The sequence below is a fragment of the Sphingomonas endophytica genome, from assembly GCF_001476895.1.
GTDB classification, from domain to species: domain Bacteria; phylum Pseudomonadota; class Alphaproteobacteria; order Sphingomonadales; family Sphingomonadaceae; genus Sphingomonas; species Sphingomonas endophytica_A.
The window spans coordinates 15171-37034 of record NZ_LDTB01000050.1 but is presented as its reverse complement, the minus strand read 5'-3'; the positions used below and the strand labels follow the sequence as shown (position 1 = coordinate 37034).

Genomic DNA, 21864 nt, shown 5'->3' with positions numbered 1-21864 from the left:
GCAACACGCCCAATACGGTCCGCGACCGTTGCCGCTGTTCCTGGAGATGTTGCGCCGCGAAACCGCAGCATCGCCGGAGCGCACCGCCGCCGCGCTGGCGGGACTGCGCCGCTATCAGGACGCGCCCCGACGCAAGCGCCGCGATGCGCCGGTGCGGTTCCGCAAGGGCGCGGCGCGGTTGCGCGAAGGCAACAGCGGGGGCGCCGGATGGCCGGTGGTGCTGATCCCGTCGCTCATCAACCCGCCGTTCGTGCTGGACCTCGCGCCGGGCCGGTCGCTGCTGCGGCATCTGGCGGCGGCGGGGTTTCGGCCGTGGTTGCTCGACTGGGGCACGCCGCGACCGCGGGACGCGGGGCTGGACCTGGCGGGGCATGTCACGGACAGGTTGCTGCCGCTGATCGCGAAGCTCGACCGGCCGCCGCTGCTGGTCGGTTACTGCCTGGGCGGGACGCTTGCGCTCGCCGCCGCTGCCGCCTTGCCGGCGGGGGCGATCGCCGGGGTCGCGACGGTCGCCGCGCCGTGGCGCTTCGCGGGCTATGGCCAGGCGGCGCGCGGCGCGCTGGCGGAATTGTGGGCGCAGGTCGAGCCGGGGTGCCGGGCGCTCGGCGTGCTGCCGATGGAAGTGTTGCAGACCGCCTTCTGGCGGCTCGATCCGGCGCGGACGATCGCCAAATACGAGGCGTTCGCGACGATGGACGCGGCGGCGGCGGCGCGCTTCGTGATGCTGGAGGACTGGGCCAATGCGGGCGCGCCGCTGACCTATGCCGCCGGGGCCGACCTGTTCGGCGCGCTGCTGGCGGAGGATCGCCCCGGTGGCGGCACGTGGCGCGTCGGCGACGACGCGGTCGATCCGTTCGTGCTGGCGTGTCCGAGCATCGAGTTCGTCTCGCTGTCCGACCGGATCGTCCCCGCCGCCACCGCGATCGGGCTGCCCGCGCGGCGCGATGTCGGGGCCGGGCATGTCGGGATGATGGTCGGCGGGCGTGCGGAGGCGTTGCTCTATGCGCCGCTCACCGACTGGCTGCGCGGAGTCGTCGCTCAGGACCAGTGACGCGCGAAGCGCCGCCCCAGCCCGGTCAGCAATTCGTACTGACTGACCCCGCTGACCTGCGCGACATGGACCGGATCGTCGTCGAAGCGGACCCAGTCGCCCTCGCGCACGTCCGCGGCGCTGATGTCGAGCGCGATCAGGTCCATCGACACGCGCCCGATCACCGGCAGCGCCGCGTCGCGCGCGAAGGCGCAGCCGCGATCCGACAAGGCGCGGCGATAGCCGTCGGCATAGCCGAGGTTGACGATCGCGACGCGGGTATCGGCGGGGGCGGTCCAGGTGGCGTTGTAGCCGACCGTCTCGCCGGCCCGGACGGTTCGGCATTGCAACACCTCCGCCGCGATCGTCGCCACCGGGCAGATCGCCCCGGCGAGCGCGGCGACCGGGACGCCGCCGTAGAGGGCGAGGCCGGGGCGGGTCAGGTCGAAATGATAGTCGGCCCCCAGCGCGATCCCGGCCGAGTTGGCGAGGCTCAGCCGCCGCGCCGCGGTCCGTCCCGCCAGTGCCACGAAACGCTCGCGCTGCACGGCATTGAGTGCGTGACCGGGTTCGTCGGCGCAGGCGAGATGGCTCATCAGCGTATCGATCGTCAGCCCGTCGAGCAGCCCGGCGGCGATCTCCGCCGGGGCGACGCCCAGCCGGTTCATGCCGGTATCGACCATCACGTCGCACTCGCCCCCCGGCGCGACGCTGCGCCAGCGGGCGACCTGCGCGGGGGTGCTGAGCACCGGGCGGACGCCGGGCAGATCGGGTAGCGGCAGGTCCGCCTCGCGCACGCCGTGCAGCACCGCGATCGTGGCGTCGCCCCCGACGATCAGATCGGCGATCGCCTGCGCCTCCGCCCAATTCGCGACGAAGAAATCGCGGCATCCGGCGTCGAGCAGCCGCGCCACGACCTCGCGCGCGCCCAGCCCATAGCCATCGGCCTTGACCGCCGCGCCGCACGCCGCCGCCCCGCTGAGTCGCGCCAGCGCGCGCCAGTTGGCGACCAGAGCGTCCGAGGACAGGTACAGGCGGTTGGGGCGATGCGGCATGGCCAGCGGGTTAGCGCCTGTCCCGCCGCCGCGCCACCACCGCGATTCGCGCGCGGAAGTTCACAAAGTTCACGCCACGTCGATGCCCGGCGCGGGGGAAGGCGCCAGCGCGCAGGCCGTGACGGAGCGAGCGGTCGGGATCGGAAGACGCCATTGCGCCAGCCTGCGCGATGTTGGCCGCTGTAGGACAGCGTTTTCGTCAGCCGCCGATCGCCATCGCACCTGCCGCCGCGAAGCCGGCGATGGCGAGGATGCCCAGCACGCGGGCGAGCGATTCCTTCTTGTAATCCGACAGCCGCGCCTCGTTGAGCCAGTACAGCCCGTCCGGCGTCTTCTCGATCGCGCCGAAGGCCAGCATCCGCTCGAAGACGCGGCGGTCGAGCCGCGCCTCGGGCATGTCGAAGCGGGTGGCGGTCGCCTTCGTGGTCGCGCCGGCCGAGGTGAAATGCCAGACCACCCGCTGGCGGGCGCGGGCGATCAGGGCGCGGTTGTTGACGACAGGCATGGTGAACGTTCCTATTTCTTGCGGTTCTGGTGACGGAGGTTGCCGGGGCGGCCGCGCCGCTTCAACACGCGCGGCGGCTTGTTGCTACGGGCGGGATCACGCCCGCCGCCGCCGCCGCCATACCGGCCCTCGGGCAGCTCGAAGCGGAGCGCGCCCGATACCGGGTTCGCCTCCGCGAGGCGCAGTTCGAGCCGCTGGCCCTGCGCATATTCCTCGCCGCTGTGTTCGCCGACCAACCGCCGCGCGGCCTCGTCGAAGCGGAAATATTCGCGGCCCAGATCGCGCACCGGCATCAGCCCGTCGCCGCCGATCCCGTCGACGGTGGCGAAGAAGCCGAAGTTGGTGACGCCGGTGATCCGCACCTCGACCAGTTCGCCGACACGCTCCGACAGGAAGGCGGCGACATAGCGGTCGATCGTCTCGCGCTCCGCCTCCATCGCGCGGCGCTCCAGCTTGCTGATCGTCTCGCCCGCCAGTTCGAAATCCTCGTTGCCGGCGAGGCCGCCGGGGCCGAGCGCATAGGCCGACACCAGCGCGCGGTGGACCATCAGATCGGCATAGCGGCGGATCGGCGAGGTGAAATGCGCGTAGCTGCCGAGCGACAGGCCGAAATGGCCGTGGTTGGCGGGCGCGTAATAGGCCTGCGTCTGGGTGCGCAGGATCTGCTCCATGATCTCCGGGCGGAAGGCGACGTCGCCGATCCGCTCGATGATGCGGTTGAAGGTCGACGGCTTGATGACCTGTCCCAGCGCGAAGGGGATCTCGAACGTGTCGAGATAGTCCTTGAGCGCCGCCACCTTTTCGCGCGCGGGCGGTTCGTGGACGCGGTACATGACCGGCGCCTTCTTCGCCTCCAGCGCCTTGGCGGCGGCGACGTTGGCGGCGATCATGTAATCCTCGATCAGCCGGTGCGCGTCGAGCCGCTCGCGCGGGGCGACCGACATGATGCGGCCTTTCTCGTCCAGCACGACGCGGCGTTCGGGGAGGTCGAGGTCGAGCGGTTCGCGCTTGTCGCGCGCCGCAGCGAGTGCACGCCAGCAATCCCAGAGCGGAGCGAGCGTGGTTTCCACGAGCGCGGCATCCCAGTCTTCGGGCGGAGAGCCGGGCGTTTCCGCGCGCGAAGACCGGGCGTCGATCGCGGCCTGCGCGTCCTCATAGGCGATGTTCGCGGCCAGCCGCACCACCGCGCGGGTGAAACGCCAGCTCTTGAGCGTGCCGGTCTTCGTCACCTGAAGGTGGCAGGCCAGCGCGGCGCGATCCTCGCCCGCCTTCAGCGAGCAGACGTCGGCCGACAGCACCTCGGGCAGCATCGGCACGACGCGATCGGGGAAGTAGACCGAATTGCCGCGCGCGCGCGCCTCGCGGTCGAGCGCACTGCCGGGGCGGACGTAGAAGCTGACATCGGCGATCGCGACGATCGCTTTCCACCCGCCGTCGTTGGCGGGATCGTCATCGGGGGCGGCCCAGACCGCATCGTCATGGTCGCGCGCGTCGGCGGGGTCGATCGCGACGATCGGGATCGCGGTCAGGTCTTCGCGGCCCTCGCCCAGCGGCTGACGCGCGACGCGCTCCGCCTCCTCCAGCGTATCCTCGGAGAAGGTGTCGGGGATGCCGAGCTTGTGAATCGCGATCAGCGAGAAGCTGCGCGGGGCAAAGGGATCGCCCAGCCGCTGCGTCACGCGCGCGGTGATGCGCGGTGGGCGACCGGCGAGTTCGGCCATCACCAGATCGCCCGCCGCGGCACCGCCCGCGTCGGACACCGCGTATTCGCGGCGTTCCTTCTTGTCGACGGCCTGGAGCCAGAGGCGGTCCCCCTCGCCGCGCAGCACGCCGATCACCTGTTCGGCGGAGGGGGCCAGCACCTTCATCGGATGCGCGGTCAGGCCGCCGCCGGTTTCCTCGGTCCGCGCGAGGATACGGTCGCCGACACCCAGCGCGCCGCGCTTGCGGTCGCGGACGCGCAGCCGGGGGGTGGGCACGTCGGCCTCCCAGCGTTCGGGGCTCGCCCAGACGTTGCCGCCGCTGTCGACATCGACGATGCGCAGCACCGTCACCTTGGGGACACCGCCCATCCGATGGAAGGCGCGGCCGGGGGCGGAATCGATCAGCCCTTCATCCCCCATGTCCTTGAGCAGCGCCTTGAGCGCGATCTTCTGCTGCGCGGTCAGGCCGAAGGCGCGCGCGATCTCGCGCTTGCCGGCGGGCTTGTCCGAGGACGTGATGAAATCGAGCACCTGCTCGCGGGTCGGCAGGCCGGGGGTGGGTTTCTTGGGCACGGGGTTCAGATAGGGGGTGCGGGCGCGAAAGGCCATTGCTTCGCTCGTCCCCCATCCTCCGTCCGTCATTCCCTCGCAGGTGGAAGTCCAGACGCGCGGGTCTTCGCAAGGGCCGACAGGTCAGAGCTTCTCGATTCCCGCCTGCGCGGGAATGACGGATGGGGAGGGAGTACGGGAATGACGCCTAGCGCCCCGCGCCCGTCACCTCACTGATCGGATGGACCGGCTGGTCGCTCATCGTGCGCACCAACGTCTCGAAGCGGTCGCCCGCCACGCGGATCTCGTTGAACGCGGGCGGCGAGTAACGGGTGCGTTTCGACAGCGTGCCCGCGCCGATCAGCCGCAACCGCCAGCCGTTGCGCTCATAGGGCATGTCGAACGGGTCGTGGACGTGCCCCGACAGCACCGCATGGACCCCGGCGTCGGCGAGCGCGGCGAGCGCGACGTCGCCGCGCCGGGTCTTGGCGGTGCCCTTGCTGCCACCGTCGATCAGCGGGTGGTGCCCGGCGACGAAGATCAGGTTCCCACGCGGCGCCGCCTCGACCAGCGCCAGCGCGCGACGCAGCGATCCGGTGCTGACGCGCCCCTTCGACCAGTTCCAGCGCCATTGCGCGCGCGCGGTGGTCTTCAGCGGGACGATGGTGATGCCGTCGATCTCCAGCGGGCGCTCGATCATCTTCTCGACCGCCGCATAGCGCGAATAGGGCGCGAACAGCCGCCGCAGCGGATCCCAGTAATAAGGGATGTCGTGGTTGCCGACCTCCAGCGTGACCGGCACCCCCAGGCTTTTCAGCCATGCGCCGCCCTCGTCGAACTCGCGCTTCGTCGCGCGCATCGTCAGGTCGCCGGTCATGATGACCGCATCGGGCTTCTCCCGCGCCACCACGTCGCGGAACCATGCCACCGCCGCTGGATCTTCCGCCCCGAAATGCACATCGCTGACGTGGAAAAGCCGGGTCATCCCTGTCCTTTATCTCGTATCCCGGCGCGGGAACGCACGACGTCCGTATTCGGCTGCGTCAGCCGCCGCCCCTCATCCGCCGAACGAGCGTCCCCCGCCCCAGCCGCCGCTGGACCGCGCCGACACGCGCCCGCCGAACCCGCCGCGCGACACGACCGAGCTGCGCGTCTGGATACGCTGCGTCGTAATCGGGGCGGTCACCGCCTTCGACCCGACCTGATAATTGTAGCTGCGCCCGCCATAGCCGCCGCCGTACAGCCACGCGCCCGATGGCGTGTACCAGCTGTTGTCGCGCCGGTTCTGGTACAGCGGATTGTAGCGATAGCCCGATCCGTCGAGCAGCCGCCCGATCATGAACCCGGTCAGCAGCGGCACGAAGAAGCTCTGCCCGCCGTCGTTGCGCGCCAGGCACTGGCCTGCCCCGAACTGATCCTCGCACAGGTTGCGGCTGTCGAAACGCGGCGCGGCCTTGTTGTCCTCGCCCGCCGCCTGTTGCGCGGCCTGTTCGCACGTCACCTTCGCGAAGGCGCCGCTGGCGACGCATTCGTCGACGGTCTTGAAGGCCGACACCTCGGTCGGCGGGCCGAAGCGCGCCTGATCGTCGGGGGTGGCGTCGCACCCCGACAGCATCGCCAGCGCGCCCGCGGCGGTCAGGCCGGCGGCGGCGGAGCGCTTGCGCGCGCGGAACGGTCGATCGGTCATCGCGGAACAGCCTCAGTAGGTCATGCTGGCGGCGTTGAGCAGCCCGACCGCGATCGAGGTCGCCGCCATGTAGACCGCGCTCGCGATATTGCCGGTCTCGATCCGCGCCACCAGGTCGCGGATCACGATACGCCGCACCACCAGCGACGCCACCACCTGGATCACCCCCGCCAGCACGCCCCAGGCGAGGAACTCGATCGGGTTGGCGGTTTCCTCCAGCGCCGAGGCGACCGGCAGCGCGAAGCCGATGATCGCGCCGCCGAACACGATCGCGGCGGCCATGTTGCCCTCCGCCACCAGCTTGCGTTCGTCATAGGGGGTCGACACCTGATACAGCCCCTTGAAGATCGCCAGCAGCACGCAGGCGACGCCGAAGGCGAGCAGGAAATGGCCGGCACCGGCGAGGAAGGCGGTCGGATCGAACATCGGCGGGGCGACTCCAGCAGGCGGGATCAGGCGGTGAATTCGGCGGGCGACAAGGGCAGCCCGATCATGATGTCGTGCGTGGTATCGCCCCCCTCCGGCCGCGCCGACAGGGCGAGCAGAAGTTCCTGCCCTTCCGGCGCGAGATCACGGACGTAAAGCATGCATTGCTGACGGATATGCTTCACAGGCTCGCCGTCACGCTCGTAATAGAGTGCTTCCCACAATTGCACCGGCGGCTGGACGCGCTCGTCGCCGTCATACCAGAAGCGGCGGAACGGCGGCAGCCCGGCCTCCTCCCACACCGGCTGGCTCAGCCGGTCGCGGAACGCCGCATCGTCCCACCCGCCGGTGGCATAGGTCGAGGACCACGGGCGGAAGAGCGTGAAATCGTCGGCGTCCGATCCGTCGGGCTGCTGGCTGACCGCCTGCAGCATCAGTTCGTCGTCGGTGTAGAAACGGTGGACGTAGCCGCCGCCGTCATCCAGCTTGATGATCCCCTGCGCGGTGATCTCCAGCGTGTCGCGATCGAGCGTGAACGTGCCCCCCGCCAGCCGCCGCCACGCCAGCGCATCGAGCCGCACCATCCGCCCGATCGTGACGTCGCGCACCACCGCGACCTGCGCGCGCGCCTCCGGGCGTCCGCCGCCGAACAGGCTGCCGAAGATCATGAGGCTCGTGTTCCCACCTGTCCTATCACCTTGCCAAAGGCTGCGGGCTTATGCTTGGAGTGTCAAGCATACCGAGAGGACGATGACGTGGACGACACGACGCGGGTGTGGACGATCGAGCGGCTGGCCGAGGCGCTGGACGCCCCGGACCATATGGGGGAGGTCAGCGTGGAACGCGTCGGCGAGGTGCTGCGCGTCACCCTGCACGACCATGGCGACCTGGCGGTGTTCCTCAGCGTCGCGGGCGAGCAGATCGTCGTCTCGACCCTGTTGTGGCCGGTCGACGAGATGACCGATGCGGCGGCGTTCAACCACTTCCTGCTGAAGGCGCAGAAGCTGGTGCCGCTGTCGAACTTCGCGATCACCGACGTCGACGGCCGCGAATATTACGAGCTGATCGGCGAGCTGTCGGTCGAATCGTCGCTGCGCACGATCCTGATCGAACTCCGCGTGCTGGCGCATAACGCGCTCGACGCCGCCGCCGACCTGCGCCACGCCTTTGCGGCTGCCTGAGGGACTGAAATACCATGTCGATGTGGAAGCAATTCGTCACGCTGATCCGCGGCACCGCGCATGAGGCGGGCCAGTCGGTCGTCGATGCGCGCGCGCTGACGATCCTCGACCAGCAGCTCCGCGATGCCGGGACCGCGCAGGCCAAGGCGCGCGACGACCTCGCCACCGTCACCGCCAAGCGGCGGATGATCGAAAAGGATATCGAGCAGCTCGCCAGCCAGCGGGACAAGTACGAGGCCTCGGCGCGCGCGGCGATGGGGCGCGGCGACATGGACCTCGCGCGCGAGGTGGCCGAGCGGCTGGCGCAGATCGAGCGCGAGCTGAACGCCAAGAACCCGCAGGTTGCCGACATGCGCGCCGCCGAGGACCGGATGCGCGGCATCATCAAGCAGGGCGACGGCAAGATCGAGGCGCTGCGCCGCGAGGTCGACGTCGTGCGCGCCAATGAAAGTGTCCAACAGGCGCAGGCGCAGATCGCCAGCAATACCCACGGCGCGCAGTCGCAGCTGGGTTCCGCCGCCGACAGCCTCGCGCGGTTGAAGGAACGGCAGGCGGTCCGCGACGAGAAGTTCCGCGCCGCCGCCGAGCTGGAGGACATGCGCACCGGCGCCGACCTCGACGCCAAGCTGGAGCGCGCCGGTCTGCTGCCGGGCGCGTCGAGCGCCGACGACATCCTCGCCCGCCTCGCCGCGCCGCGTGACGGCGGCGAGGCGCGTCGCGAAGCCGGGCGGCTCGACGACAAGTCGGGCGGCTGACCCCGCAATGGAGCGGATCGTCACCGGCGAGCGCGCCGGGTGGGAGGAGATCGCCCGGAAGATGGGCTTCACCTTCCACCATCTCGACGGCCAGCGTTACTGGGACGAGCGCGCCTATTATCGCTTCTCGCTCGACGAGGTCGAGGAGCGGATCGAGGCACCCAGCGCCGAACTGCACCAGATGTGCCTCGCATTGGTCGACGAGGTGGTCGGCAGCGACACGCTGATGCAGCGGCTCGCGATCCCGGCGGAGATGCGCGACGTGGTGGCCGCGTCGTGGCGCGCGGGCGCGCCGACGCTCTATGGGCGCTTCGACTTCGCCTATGGCGGGCATGGCCCCGCCAAGCTGCTCGAATATAACGCCGATACCCCGACCAGCATCTACGAGACCGCGCTGTTCCAGTGGCAGTGGCTGGAGGATCGCCTCGCCGACGGCACGCTGCCCGACGGCGCGGACCAGTATAACCGCCTGCACGATGCGCTGGTCGCGCGGTTCGGGGCGCTGTTCACGCGCGCCAGCACGCTGCATTTCGCCAGCGTCGCGGATCATGTCGAGGACCGGCAGACCGTCCGCTATCTGGAGGATGCCGCGCGGCAGGCGGGGCTGGACCCCGCGTTCGTCGCGATCGACCGGATCGGGGTGGACGGCGACGGGCAGTTCGTCGACGACGACAACGTCCTGATCGCGGCGCTGTTCAAGCTGTATCCGTGGGAGGACATGCTGCGCGAGCCCTATGCCGCGCAACTGCCGCAGACCAAGACATTGTTCCTCGAACCGGCATGGAAGGCGATCCTGTCGAACAAGGGCATGCTGCCGCTGTTGTGGGACCGGCACCGCGACCATCCGAACCTGCTGCCCGCCGCCTTCGCCGATGATGCGGACGGCGTGGCGGCGATCGGGGCACGGTTCGTGCGCAAGCCGCTGTTCTCGCGCGAGGGCTGGGATATCGAGCTGCACGATGGCGCGGGCGAGGATCGCGGGCCGGAGGGCGGCTATGGCGAGGAAGGCCATATCGTCCAAGCGCTGAGCCCGCTGCCGGTGTTCGACGGGCAGCACGCCGTGGTCGGATCGTGGATCGTCGGCGACGAAGCGGTGGCGATGTCGATCCGCGAGGACGACGGCCCGATCACCCGCGATCTGGCGCGGTTCGTGCCGCATGCGATCGTGTAGGGCGTTTGCTCACGCTCTGCCGGATCCTACCCCTCTGCCGTCACCCCGGCGAAGGCCGGGGTCCAGTTGGGAAGGCCACAGTAATGGCGCGCGGCGCGCCGTCATCATTGTTCCGTGACTGGACCCCGGCCTTCGCCGGGGTGACGGGAAAGGGAGAAGGGTGACGGGGAGACAGGAGTGACGCAGGCCGAAACCTACTTCGCCGCCACCCCACGGCTGTCGCTGACCTCAAGCCAATACCCATCCGGGTCCTGCGTATAGATCTGCCGCACCCCGTCGAAACGCGTCTGCATCGTCCGCGCCTTGCCCGCCAGATCGGTCCACGGCCGCCGGTGCGCGTCCAGCCACGCGGTCACCGTCGCGAGATCATCGACATGGATCGCCAGATGCTCGTTGATGTTCGACGGCTTGGGCGCGGTGCGGCCGTCGAGGATGTGCAGCGCGAAGCCGTGGCCGAGGTCGAACCAGCGGCGGTTCGTCAGCGGGGTCTTGATCGGCTCCAGCCCGAAGGCCTCGTGATAGAAGGTCGCGCTGCGGTCGATATCGGACGCCTGGATCGCGACATGCTCGCCCTGCGCGGCGGCGGCGAGCAGGAACAGGGCGGGCAGGAACGACATCGGCGACGCTTTCGACAGGGACAGGTCGTGGAAGACTAACGACTTTCGCTGCCTGCGCCAGTGCGACGAAGGTCGCCATCGTCAGGCAGCCGCGCGCAGCGGCACCGGCAGCACCACCGCCGGTGCGGGATCGGCCACCGCGACGTTGCCGGAGCGCTCCAGCTTGCCCCAGCCGACCTTCGGTCCGGTCGCCGCGACGTACAGCGCGCGCAGTACGACCGCGTAGAGCAACTGGCGATAGCCGAACCGCTGCATCAGCAGCCGCAGCGCCGGGAAACGCGCCTCGCGCCCGTCGAGCCGGTACGCGATCCAGCCGCACGCCAGATCGATCGCCGCAAAGGCTGCCCAGAAGGCTGCGACCGTCACCGCGTCACCGCCCGCCGCGTCCCAGCCGCGATCGTACACCCGCCATGCCGTCCCACCGATGCCGAGCAACAGCGCCACGTCGATGAGCGGCGCGGCCAGCGTGAACAGGAACTGGAACACCAGCGCCTGCGGCAGGCCGACACGCCCCAGCCCGCCGGCGCGGCCCAGCGCGCCGCGATGCTTCCACAGGCATTGCAGCGTGCCGAACGCCCAGCGGAACCGCTGCTTGAACAAGGCGCGCACCGTCTCGGGCGCCTCGGTCCAGGCGATCGCGTCATTGTCGCACGCGACGCGCCACCCGGCGCGCTGGATCGCGATGGTCAGATCCTGATCCTCGGCCAACGTGTCCTCAGGGTAGCCGCCGACCTGATCCAGCGCGGTGCGCCGCCATGCGCCGATCGCGCCCGGCACCACCGTCACCGCGCCCAGGGCGGCGAGCGCACGGCGCTCCAGATTCTGCGCGGTGACATATTCCAACGCCTGCCAGCGGGTGACGAGGTTGGTACGATTGCCGACCTTGGCATTGCCTGCCACCGCGCCGATCGCGGGATCGGCGAACCAGCGCGTCAGCTTCGCGATCGTATCGTCCTCGAACTGCGTATCGGCGTCGAGCGCGATCACCACGTCGCCGCGCGCTTGGCGCAACGCGGTGTTGAGCGCCCTCGCCTTGCCGCCATTCTCCAGCGTCAGCAGCCGCACGCGCGGGTCGATCCCGAACGTCGTCGCAACGATATCGCTGGTGCCGTCGGTCGACCCGTCGTCGATCACGATCACCTCGACCCTCGGGCCGGTGCTCGACAGGATGCGGCGCACCGACGATTCGATCACGCGCGCCTCGTTGAAGGCGGGGATCAGCACCGAGACGAAGGCCGGGACCAGATGCGGCGCGCCCTCCGGCGTCGCCTCGCGCCCGCGCCGCCAGAGCGCCAGCCCGGTCAGCGCCAGCGCGCGCGCGATGCCGATCGCGATGACCGCGGCGAACAGCGCCGCGCCGATGTCGCGCAACCAAGCGAGACCGTCGAACAGCCCGCGCGTTCCCGCCGCGCTGCCGGCGTCGCCGCTCGACAGCACCGGCATCACCTGCGCCGGCGTCAGCCCGGCGAGCGTGGACACGCCGACGAAATCATAGCCGCGCGCGCGCAGGCCACGGATGATGAGCGGCAACGCCGCGATGGTCTGCGTCCGGTCGCCGCCGGAATCATGGAGCAGCACGATCTGCGCCGGACGCGCGGCGGTCCCCCCCTCGACCTGCGCGATCACGCGCGCGGCGATCACCGCCGCCTGCGGTCCCTGCCAGTCGAGCGGATCGACGTTGAGGCCGACCGTCAGATAGCCCAGCCGCGCCGCGACACGGGTGGCGTGGAGCTCGTCGCGGCGATCGGGATCGGCGTCGCCCAGGAACGGCGGGCGGAACAGCGTCATCGCGTGGCCGGTATAGGCCTCGACCAGCCGCTCGGTGGCTTTCAGCTCCAGCGCGATCGCGCTTTCCGACCGCTTCGACAGATCGGCGTGCGAGGTGGAATGATTGCCCAGTTCGCTGCCCTCCGCGACGATCCGGCGCAGCAACTCGCCCTGCCCCAGTGCATTGGCGCCGGTGACGAAGAAGGTCGCGCGCGCATGCTCGCGCTTCAGCACGTCGAGGATCGTCGGCGTCCACGCCGGATCCGGACCGTCGTCGAAGGTCAGCGCCACCAGGCGGCGGTGGGCGCCGGTCCGCTCCACGACATCGGGCTGCGGCAGGCGGACATAGCGTGCCGCGCGGATCAGCGGGCCGCTCCAACGCACGCGGCGCTCACCCGGCGTCGCCTCGGCGGCGATGCGCATGATCTCGCCCTTCCCGCGCACCGTGATGCCGGCCGGCGCGGGCAAATGGCGCAGATCGGGGCGACGCGCGCCCGACAGCGCGCGCCAGACCTGCGGATCCTCGCTGCCCAGCCGCCAGAGCGCGACGCCGGCGGCACCGGTGCGGCGAATGACCGCCATCTGGTTGGCCGCGCTGAGTGCGTCGAGCAGCCACACGTCGTGCCGCTGGCCGTCGGCCTGATAGCGGAAGTGGCTGTTGCCGCTTTGTGCGTCGAACTGCGGCGTTACCCCGGCGCGGGCGGCGAGCGTCCAGGCGTCGGCGATGCTCAGCGGCTCGGTCGTGCGGCCGGCCCAGTCATAGGCGTAGCTGCCGATCGCGACGATCGCCTTGTCGGTGCCGACACGCGCCACCGCCTGCGCGACGACGCGCGCGAACCACGGCTGCGAGGCGATCGGGCCGGCGGCACCGCCCATCCAATGTTCGTCATACGCCATCAGCACCAGTCGGTCGGCAACCGCGGCATAGGCGCGCAGATCCCAGTCGGGATCGGCGACCGGCGCGGCCAGCGCGACGATCCAGCCGCGCGGGGCGAAGCGCGCGTGCAGTTCCGAGAGGAAGCGGCGATAATCCCGGTGCGCACTGGCGGGCAGGCTTTCGAGGTCGAGCATCACCCCCGCCCCGTCCTCGCGCGCGACCAGCGCCTCGATATCCGCGGCGAAGCGGCGGCGGGCGCCCGGATCGGCGAGCAGCGCGGCGGTGCCGGCGCCGTCCCAGCTGCCATCGGCGGCGGCGTTCTGCACCATCGGCAGCACGCGCGGACGGCGCGCAGCACGGGCCAGCACCTGGTGCAGATATGCATCTGGCTCGACGACGAGGCGGTGGTCGGCGCCGGTGACGGTCGCGACGCCGGGCACCAGCCACGCCAGGTCCGCGACATGCGCGGCCAGCGAGCCGCGCGACGCCTCGTCCCACGGCATGTAGAAGCCCATGGTGCCGCCGGTCAGCCGGCCGTCGCCGCGCGCGGGCAACCAGCCGCCATGTTCGACGCGCGGCGCGTCTCCCACGGGCAACCCGCGCGGCGCCGCGCCGTCCACCCCGAAGCGCGGCCCGCTGCCCGCCATCGGGCGCAGCACCGCCATCGCCAGCATCGTCGCCAGCAGCAGCGGGATCGTGATCGCCACTGCCAGCGCCCAGCGCACCCGCCGGGCTCGTCGCCCGCTGGCATCGTAGAAAATCGACACGCTCGCCCCGTTCGCCATCCAATGGATGATGCGCCCGATACGCGCAGAGGACGAAGAAGCGGTTAACTACGCCGCGCCGTTTCCGAGCAGCCAGCCCGGATCCTGCGTCGTGGCGCGAACCTGCCGCGCCGACACACTCCTGAGCCGCGCGAGGTCGAGCAGTTCGATCCGCTGCCGGTTGCGCGCGATCAGCGCGCCGTCGACAAGCTGGCGGAACACGCGGTTCACGTGCACGGCGGTCAAGCCCAGATGGTCGCCGATCTGTTCCTGCGTCACCGGCATCTCGAACCCGTCGTCACCCGCCAGACCGGCCGCGCGCAACCGCTCGTCGAGATCGAGCAGCAACGCCGCCACGCGGGCGATCGCCGAGGTCCGCCCGACCGCCGCCAGCCGGTCCATCAATGCCACCCGCTCACGCTGGACGCTCAGGAACATGCTGGCGGCGAAGCGTGGCGAGGACGCGAACAGCGCGCCGAACGCGCCCAGCGGAATGCGGCTGACCGACACGGGGGTCAGCGCGTTCAGCGTGTCGGCCGCCCGCGCCAGACACATGCTGGACGTGCCCAGCAGGTCGCCGGGCAGATGGATCTTGACGATCTGCCGCTCGCCCCCCGGCAGCAGCACCGAGGCGCCGACCCATCCGCTCAGCAGCAGGTAGATATGCCGGGGCGCCTCCCCCTCGCGGCGCAGCACGCCGTGGCGGGGATAATCGACCGGCGGCTCGCCCAACGCCCGGATCGCGCGCATATCGGCGTCGCCAAGCGGCAGGAACTCGGCGAAACGATGAAGCGGAAGTCGATCAACCACATGGATTTCCCTGATAATCGCCGAACCTCTAGCGCGGGTTCCACCACTTGCTCTTTGATCCATTTTACAGCGCCGGTGACTTTGCGGCATTCGTTGGCCGGCAGACCGATTTAGGCGTGACGTGCCCTGCGGATCAGGTACGAAGCAGATGGAAAAAAGGGGATCATTGCCACGTGTCTCATCGTCCGCTGACCGCGATCGCATTCTGCCTGGCCGCCGCGCCGCTCGCCGCGCAGGTGACGCCGCCCGCCGACAAGCCGGTCGAGCAGACCCAGGTGCCCGAGGACAAGGCGACCGACGCCTCGCCGACGCCGGTCGGCACGCTCCCCCCGCCCCGCCCGGCCGATGGCGATGCGGGCGCGAAGGTCGCGAAGCCGGCCAAATGGGACGTCAACGCGCCGCGCGGCCTGCGCACGAAGCAGGTGCGGATCGCGACCGACGAGGGAAGCTGGATGAACGTCGATGTCTCGCCGGACGGGCGGACGATCGCGTTCGATCTGCTCGGCGACATCTATACGATGCCGATCGCGGGCGGGACACCGACGCGTATCGCCGAAGGGCTGGCGTTCGAGCATCAGCCGCGCTTCTCCCCCGACGGTCGGCGGATCGCCTTCACCTCCGATCGGGGCGGCGGCGACAATATCTGGGTGATGAACGTCGACGGCAGCGACAAGCGTCAGGTGACGAAGGAGGACTTCCGCCTGCTCAACCAGCCGACGTGGAGCCCGGACGGGCGCTTCATCGTCGCCAAGAAGCATTTCACGACCGGCCGCTCGCTCGGGACCGGCGAGGTGTGGCTCTATCACGTCTCGGGCGGCGGCGGGGTGCAGCTGGTCAAGCGCGCCAGCGAGGTCCTGCAAAAGGAACTGGGCGAACCGATCTACGCCCCGGACGGCAAGGGCATCTATTACACCCGCAACGTCTCGTCGGGGCCGATCTTCGAATACGCCCAGAACTCCCGCACCGATTTGTTCGATATCGAGCGTTATGACGTCGACACCGGCGAGGTGACGACCGCGGTCAGCGGCGTCGGCGGGTCGGTGCGCCCGACTCCGTCGCGCGACGGCAAGCGCATCGCCTTCGTCCGCCGCGACAACAATATCAGCAAATTGTGGGTGAAGGACTTCGCGACCGGTGCGGAGCGGATCGTCTATGGCCCGCTCGACCGCGACGTGCAGGAAACCTGGGCGGTCACCGGCGTCTATCCGAACATGAGCTGGACGCCCGATGACAAGGCGATCGTCTTCTGGTCGGGCGGCAAGCTACGCCGCGTTGCGGTCGACGGCGGCGCGGCGACGGTGATCCCGTTCCGCATCGACGACACGCGCGTCATCGCCGAGGCGATCCACCCGCAGATCGAGGTCGCGCCCGACCGCTTCATGACCAAGGCGACGCGCTGGGCGACCGTCTCTCCGGACGGACGTCAGGTGGTGTTCGAGACGCTCGGCAAATTGTGGGTCAGGCCGCTGGCGGGCGGCGCGCCGAAGCGGCTGACGCGCGGGTCCGACGAGCTGGAACTGTGGCCGAACTGGTCGCGCGACGGCAAGACGATCGTCTTCACCGGCTGGACCGACGCGGGGCTGGGGCAGATCCGCACCGTCGCCGCGACGGGCGGCGCGCCGAGGACGGTGACGACGGTCGCCGGCCATTATGCCCGCGCGCGCTTCTCGCCCGATGGCAAGACGATCGTGTTCGAGCAGGGCGAAGGCGGTGGACTGACCGCGCCGCGCGGCAATGCCGGGACCGGCGTGTACCGCGTCGCGGCCTCGGGCGGCGCCCCGGTGCGCGTGGCGAAGGACGCCGCCACCCCGCAATTCGCCGCCGCCAACGACCGCGTGTTCATGATCGCCAACGAGGGCAACAAGCGCCAGTTGGTCAGCACCGACCTGACCGGCGGCGACCGCCGCGTCCATGCCGCAGGGGAACTGGTCAACGACTTCCAGATTTCGCCCGCCGGCGATTACGTCGCGTTCCGGCAGAATTACGAGGCGTTCGTGATGCCGATCCTGCCGGGCAAGCAGGCGGTCGAGGTCGACGCCAAGTCGGGCGCGCTGCCGGTCACGCGCGTCAGCCGCGACGGGGCGGACTTCATCAACTGGTCCGACGACGGCAAGCTCATCCACTGGAGCGCGGGGCCGGTGCTCTATTCCGCCGACACCGCCGCGCTGTTCCGCAGCGCGCCCGGCGGGGAGGATGCCGCCACGTTCGCGACACCCGCGACCGGCGTGTCGCTGTCGATGGAAGTGTCCGCTACCAAGCCGACCAAGACCGTCGCGCTGACCGGCGCGCGCGTCGTCACGATGGCAGGTAAGGACGGCGGCATCATCGACGACGCGACGGTGCTGATCCGTGGCGACCGGATCGTCGCGGTCGGCCCGCGTGCCTCGGTGCCAATCCCGGCGGGCGCGGTGACGGTCGACGCGACCGGCAAGACGATCGTCCCCGGCTTCGTCGACGCCCACGCGCACGGGCCGCAGGGCGAGGACGAGCTGGTCCCGCAGCAGAATTGGTCCGCAATGGCCAATCTCGCGCTCGGCACCACCACGATCCACGATCCGTCGTCGCGATCGGCCGAGATCTTCCCCGCCGCCGAAATGCAGCAGGCGGGCATGGTGCTCGCCCCGCGCACCTTCTCGACCGGCGAGGTCATCTATGGCGCGAAAAGCCCCGACGTGTACGCGCAGATCGACAGCTATGACGATGCGCTGTCGATCGTCCGCCGCCTGAAGGCGCAGGGCGCGCGCAGCGTCAAGAACTACAACCAGCCGCGCCGCGAACAGCGCCAGATGGTCGTCGCCGCCGCGCAGGCCGAGGGGATGGAGGTCGTGCCGGAGGGCGGCTCGCTCTACACGCTCGACATGTCATTGGTGCAGGACGGCAATTCGACAGTCGAGCACAATGTCCCGCTCGAACATTTCTACAACGACGTGCTGAGCCTGTGGGCGCAGACCACGGTCGGCTATACGCCCACTCTGGTCGTCGCTTATGGCGGCCCGGCGGGCGACCCGTACTGGCGCGCACACACGGATGTGTGGCGGCACCCGCTGCTGTCGCGCCACGCGCCGCCGGCCCTGCTCGCGGCGCAGAACGCCCGCCGCGTGATCGCGCCCGAGGAGGATTATGTCGACGGCGCGACCGCGCGCGAGGCGAAGAAGCTCGCCGAGCGCGGCGTGCCGGTCGCGATCGGCGCGCACGGCCAGCAACCGGGACTGGGCGCGCATTGGGAGCTCTGGAGCTTCGTGCGCGGCGGCATGACTCCGATCGAGGCGCTGCGCGCGGGCACGATCGCGGCGGCGACATCGCTGGGCTATCAGAAGGACGTCGGCTCGCTGGAGCCGGGCAAGCTCGCCGATCTGGTGGTGCTGAACGCCGATCCGACCGCCGACATCCGCAACACCGACAAGATCGCACAGGTGATGCTGGGCGGGCGGCTGTACGACGCCGCGACGCTGAACGAGGTCGCGACCGGCACCCGCCGGCGGCTGCCCTATTGGTGGGAGAATGGCGCGGGCAGCGGGGCGGATACCGGCGCGAAGCTGACGACGGGCCACGGGCTCGGCAACAGCGACCAGGACTGACGCGAATCGCGTTGACGCGTCCCCGTCGCCATGGCAACGGGGACGCCACGCGGGTGTAGCTCAATGGTAGAGCAGAAGCTTCCCAAGCTTACGACGAGGGTTCGATTCCCTTCACCCGCTCCACATTCGCGCTGAACCCACATAAATCCGCCATTCCGGCGTCCGGCCGCGCCTCGCGGGACACCGGATTGTGCACCAAGCTGTGCACATGATGGTATCGTCCGCCCGCATGAGAGGTCCGCGCCGGCGTCCGGGCGAGACGTGGATGTGGCCTCGATTTCCTATCTGTGGCGGCGCGGCGCACGCTATCACTATCGCCGCAGGCTGTACCTGCGGAAAATCGTCAACCGTCCTATAACGGTCCCTTTGGCCACCGCAGATCCGGCCGAGGCACGTCGTCTCGTCACCCGGCTCTCGGCGAAATGGGAGGTATTGACGATGCAGATGTTCGAACGTGCCGGTCGCGGCTTTCTGAAAGCGGGCGAGTTGGAAAGCGTGTTCCGGGCGGGTCTGGACGAGGAGCTGGGGCTGGCGATGGCCTCCCGTCTCGACGGCGGCATGACGGAGGAACTCGACCGGCGTCCGCTCCGCGTCCTGGAGGCGACCTATCGGATCGCGGCGCGCCTGCCGGCCGATGCCGACAGCGTGCCATCCGACCTGATCGACGAGCTGACCGACGGCTTCTCCGCGCAGGACCGCGCCGCCGTCGTGCTCATGCTCAAGTCGCTCGCGCCGCACCGAAGCGCGCGGCGGGACGCCGAGCATGTGCTGCACCAGCTGTCGGCACCGGTGACCGACCGGACGATCGGCGATGCGCGGGTCCAGCTTCTCCTCGCCCGGGCGGAGGCGCAGGCGCGCGCGACCTTCGCGAGCCATCCGCTCGTCGTCCGGCAGGGCGATCCCTTCGCGGCGTTACTCGACGACGATGTCGTCGCGGCGATCCGCCGGGGATCGGCTGGCGGCGCGGCTGATACCGATGGCGCGGCGACCTATAGCGGCGATCCGCCCGCTCCCACCGGCTCGCTGTTCCTCATGCCGGATACCCGGCGTTTCAGCGAGATCATCGAGCCGACCATCGCGTCGATCCGCGGATCGGGCGACTGGAACGCCGACATGGAGCAGCGTCGCCGCGTCATCCGCGGCTTCGCCTGGATCAGCGGCGACAAACGCCTCTGCGATTACGGTCCGGCCGACGCCCAGCTTTTCGCCGAGACTTTGCGAAACCTGCCGGTCGATTTCCGCTGGGGAACGGCAACCGAGGGCGCCATGTCCCGTCCGCTTGAAGAGGTTCTCGCTGAAATCAAGGCGATGCCGGCCAAGATTCCGCGCAGCGACCGCACGATCAATCGCGATCTGACGATCATGGCGCGCTTCTCGCGCGAATTGGCCAAGACCGTGTGGCGACCGAGATTCGGCAAGGACCTGATCGTCGACTTCAACGACTTCACCGCGTCGATCAAGGCAAATCCGGGCGAAACCGATCGGATGCCGTGGACCGAGGAGCAACTGGTCTGTGCCTTCTCCAGCCCGATCTACACCGGCGGCGGCGGATGCAAGCGGCGGCTGAAAGCCGATCCGCAGGGGAATGTCTGGCAGGATGCCGCTTACTGGGTCCCGCTGCTGCTGGCCTATACCTTCATGAGCCGCGAGGAGGCGTGCGGTCTGGAATGCGAGGAAATCGTATTCGACGTCAGCACTCCCTTCCTTCTCGTCAAGGCAAACATGACGAAGAGCAAGGACGGCGTCACGGCGGCAGGGCTCAAGCGCCCCTCGCGCTATCGCGCCATCCCGCTGCACCCGGAAATCCTTCGCCTCGGCTTCGAGGACTATGTGGCGGCGATCGAGGCCGAAGGGCATAAGATGCTGTTTCCCGAACTCTATCGCGGGGATCTGGCCAAGCGCGGCGGCGTCCGGTTCTACGCGACGACCGGCCGCTATGTGCTCGACCATGTCGACAGGATCACGCCGCTCCTCCGCACCGCGTCGGGCAAGCGCGCCGATCTCCACTCGATGCGCACCTCCGGGGGCAGCGTGCTGGAGGATTCGCGCGCCAAGCAAATCCACGTCGACGACATCATGGGCCATGCGCGCAAGGGCACGGGGCCGCGCAACTACAGCAAGGCGTGGTTCGCCAAAGGCGGTGCGGCGATCCTCGAAAAGCGGCTCGCGCTGATGTGCGAAGCGACGCCGAACGTGACGGCGCACCTCGCACGCGCGCCGCTCGCCCTGCTGCCGCTGGAAGAGCGTTCGCGGACCGGGTCGTCGGTGGGATGTGCGTCGCGCAAGAAGGCATAACGGTAGACGCGTCGGCGCCGCTTCCCATGACGGCGTGGCATCACGATCCGCACGATCGCGATGCCACGCCGCATCAGAGCGACCGCGGGTTACAGCGGGCGATCAGGCGTGCCCGTCACCCGATCGGGGCAGTACGCCCATCGATCAGGGCTTGCGCCTCTGCCGATCCGGCAGCGGTGGTGATCTTGCCCGCCTGAATATCGTCGGCGATCGCCAGCAGGCGGGCGCTGATTACGGTGCCGGTTTCCGCTTCCTCCGGGATCGCGATACCGCCCTTGGTGTCGGCGATGCGGGTCCAGGCGGCCCGCACGGCAGCCCAATAATCCTTGGTCTTGGTCCAATAGTCCTCGGCAGCCTTCACGTCATAGCCGTCGAACCGCTCATAGGTGTTGAGTACCGACTCCTGGACGATGGGCACGGGCTTGCCGTCCCTCAACGCCATCTTGGTATTGTCCTGCCAATGGATCCAGCCGGTCGGCGTCGGCTGGTGGCGGTTGATCGAATAATAGCGGTCGTAGACCGGATGGCGCACCGCATCGCGGCGCGCCAGCGGGCGCCACGTCCAATTCGACCGCCAGCGGCGGACGCCCGCCTGCGTCTCGAACTGGCCCCAACCCGCATAACGCGGGCTGTCGTCGACCTGATAGACGGTCTGCGACCAGCGCCCGGCGCGCATCCGCTCCGGCACCGTCTCCCACACCCATTTCCCCTGGCCTGCATAGACCAGTACGCGGGCGGGCTGATAATCCCAGTCCTGACGCCAATGCTTGATGACGTGCGTCTTACCGTCATGCTCAACGACGAGCAGGTGCTGGAGCGCGATGTGATCGGGCGAGTCCTCGATCACGCGCACCACCTCATTTCCGCCGGAGATCTTGCGCTCCAGCGGGGTATAGCCTGCCACCCAGGGCGTCGTCTCCTGCATGTCGAAGCGCACCTTATAGTTGCCGGCCATCGCAAGGATCTCGGCGCGGTCGGCGGCTTTGGCCGCCAGCGCCTCGGCGGCGGTCTGCTTGACCGGACCATCGGCCAGCGCGGGGACCGGCAGCAGCGCGAGCGCCGCGACGAGCAGCAGCGAATGGTTTTTCATGATA

17 protein-coding genes and 1 tRNA gene are annotated in these 21864 nt (G+C 69.6%); 7 read left to right on the top strand and 11 right to left on the bottom strand.

The window, feature by feature from the left end; genetic code table 11:
- Window positions 1-28: 28 nt before the first annotated feature.
- Window positions 29-1051, top strand: coding sequence for an alpha/beta hydrolase (locus NS334_RS12025; RefSeq protein ID WP_193753082.1), 1023 nt, complete (start codon window positions 29-31; stop codon window positions 1049-1051).
- Here NS334_RS12025 and alr read toward each other — a convergent pair.
- The 7 genes from alr to NS334_RS11990 all read right to left on the bottom strand — a co-directional run bounded on the left by alr (window position 1039) and on the right by NS334_RS11990 (window position 7623).
- Window positions 1039-2085 (bottom strand): alanine racemase, encoded by a 1047-nt coding sequence (gene alr / locus NS334_RS12020; RefSeq protein WP_058756197.1) that lies wholly within the window; start codon window positions 2083-2085, stop codon window positions 1039-1041. The genes NS334_RS12025 and alr overlap by 13 nt on opposite strands.
- A gap of 199 nt (window positions 2086-2284) precedes the next feature.
- Window positions 2285-2590 carry a hypothetical protein gene (locus NS334_RS12015; RefSeq protein ID WP_058756196.1) on the bottom strand — a complete coding sequence of 102 codons (306 nt, stop codon included), beginning with the start codon at window positions 2588-2590 and terminating at the stop codon, window positions 2285-2287.
- Window positions 2591-2601: 11 nt separating this feature from the next.
- The gene (locus NS334_RS12010; protein ID WP_193753081.1) at window positions 2602-4902 is read right to left on the bottom strand and encodes a ribonuclease R family protein; all 2301 of its coding nucleotides are present in this window, start codon (window positions 4900-4902) and stop codon (window positions 2602-2604) included.
- Between the two features lie 148 nt (window positions 4903-5050).
- A complete protein-coding gene (locus tag NS334_RS12005; RefSeq protein WP_058756195.1) occupies window positions 5051-5827 on the bottom strand; it encodes a metallophosphoesterase family protein in 777 nt (258 codons plus the stop codon).
- 72 nt (window positions 5828-5899) lie between these two features.
- Window positions 5900-6529 carry a DUF1190 domain-containing protein gene (locus NS334_RS12000; RefSeq protein WP_058756194.1) on the bottom strand — a complete coding sequence of 210 codons (630 nt, stop codon included), beginning with the start codon at window positions 6527-6529 and terminating at the stop codon, window positions 5900-5902.
- A gap of 12 nt (window positions 6530-6541) precedes the next feature.
- Window positions 6542-6955 (bottom strand): DUF350 domain-containing protein, encoded by a 414-nt coding sequence (locus NS334_RS11995; protein WP_058756193.1) that lies wholly within the window; start codon window positions 6953-6955, stop codon window positions 6542-6544.
- A gap of 26 nt (window positions 6956-6981) precedes the next feature.
- Entirely contained in the window at window positions 6982-7623 is a 642-nt protein-coding gene (locus NS334_RS11990) for a DUF2491 family protein (protein ID WP_153002730.1), read from the bottom strand.
- 87 nt (window positions 7624-7710) lie between these two features.
- Between NS334_RS11990 and NS334_RS11985 the strand changes: the two genes are divergently transcribed.
- From NS334_RS11985 to NS334_RS11975, 3 genes are read left to right on the top strand one after another with little or no spacing between them, the layout of a single operon-like run.
- Entirely contained in the window at window positions 7711-8136 is a 426-nt protein-coding gene (locus NS334_RS11985; protein WP_241491931.1) for a YjfI family protein, read from the top strand.
- Between the two features lie 14 nt (window positions 8137-8150).
- Window positions 8151-8891, top strand: coding sequence for a PspA/IM30 family protein (locus NS334_RS11980; RefSeq protein ID WP_153002729.1), 741 nt, complete (start codon window positions 8151-8153; stop codon window positions 8889-8891).
- Between the two features lie 7 nt (window positions 8892-8898).
- Window positions 8899-10062 carry a glutathionylspermidine synthase family protein gene (locus tag NS334_RS11975; RefSeq protein WP_058756218.1) on the top strand — a complete coding sequence of 388 codons (1164 nt, stop codon included), beginning with the start codon at window positions 8899-8901 and terminating at the stop codon, window positions 10060-10062.
- A gap of 194 nt (window positions 10063-10256) precedes the next feature.
- Here the strand turns inward: NS334_RS11975 and NS334_RS11970 are convergent, their stop codons facing one another.
- From NS334_RS11970 to NS334_RS11960, 3 genes are all read right to left on the bottom strand, one after another.
- A complete protein-coding gene (locus tag NS334_RS11970; protein WP_058756192.1) occupies window positions 10257-10679 on the bottom strand; it encodes a VOC family protein in 423 nt (140 codons plus the stop codon).
- Window positions 10680-10760: 81 nt separating this feature from the next.
- A complete protein-coding gene (locus NS334_RS11965) occupies window positions 10761-14090 on the bottom strand; it encodes a glycosyltransferase (RefSeq protein WP_241491930.1) in 3330 nt (1109 codons plus the stop codon).
- Window positions 14091-14156: 66 nt separating this feature from the next.
- Entirely contained in the window at window positions 14157-14897 is a 741-nt protein-coding gene (locus NS334_RS11960; protein ID WP_241491929.1) for a Crp/Fnr family transcriptional regulator, read from the bottom strand.
- Window positions 14898-15070: 173 nt separating this feature from the next.
- Here NS334_RS11960 and NS334_RS11955 point away from each other — a divergent pair, with 173 nt between their 5' ends.
- The 3 genes from NS334_RS11955 (at window position 15071) to NS334_RS11945 (ending at window position 20770) form a co-directional block, all read left to right on the top strand.
- Entirely contained in the window at window positions 15071-18475 is a 3405-nt protein-coding gene (locus NS334_RS11955) for an amidohydrolase family protein (protein ID WP_058756190.1), read from the top strand.
- A 49-nt stretch (window positions 18476-18524) separates the two neighbouring features.
- A tRNA-Gly gene (locus tag NS334_RS11950) sits at window positions 18525-18598 on the top strand.
- Between the two features lie 144 nt (window positions 18599-18742).
- Window positions 18743-20770, top strand: coding sequence for a DUF6538 domain-containing protein (locus NS334_RS11945; protein ID WP_193753080.1), 2028 nt, complete (start codon window positions 18743-18745; stop codon window positions 20768-20770).
- Between the two features lie 115 nt (window positions 20771-20885).
- Here NS334_RS11945 and NS334_RS11940 read toward each other — a convergent pair whose 3' ends face one another.
- The gene (locus NS334_RS11940) at window positions 20886-21860 is read right to left on the bottom strand and encodes a DUF6607 family protein (RefSeq protein WP_058756188.1); all 975 of its coding nucleotides are present in this window, start codon (window positions 21858-21860) and stop codon (window positions 20886-20888) included.
- Window positions 21861-21864: the final 4 nt, after the last annotated feature.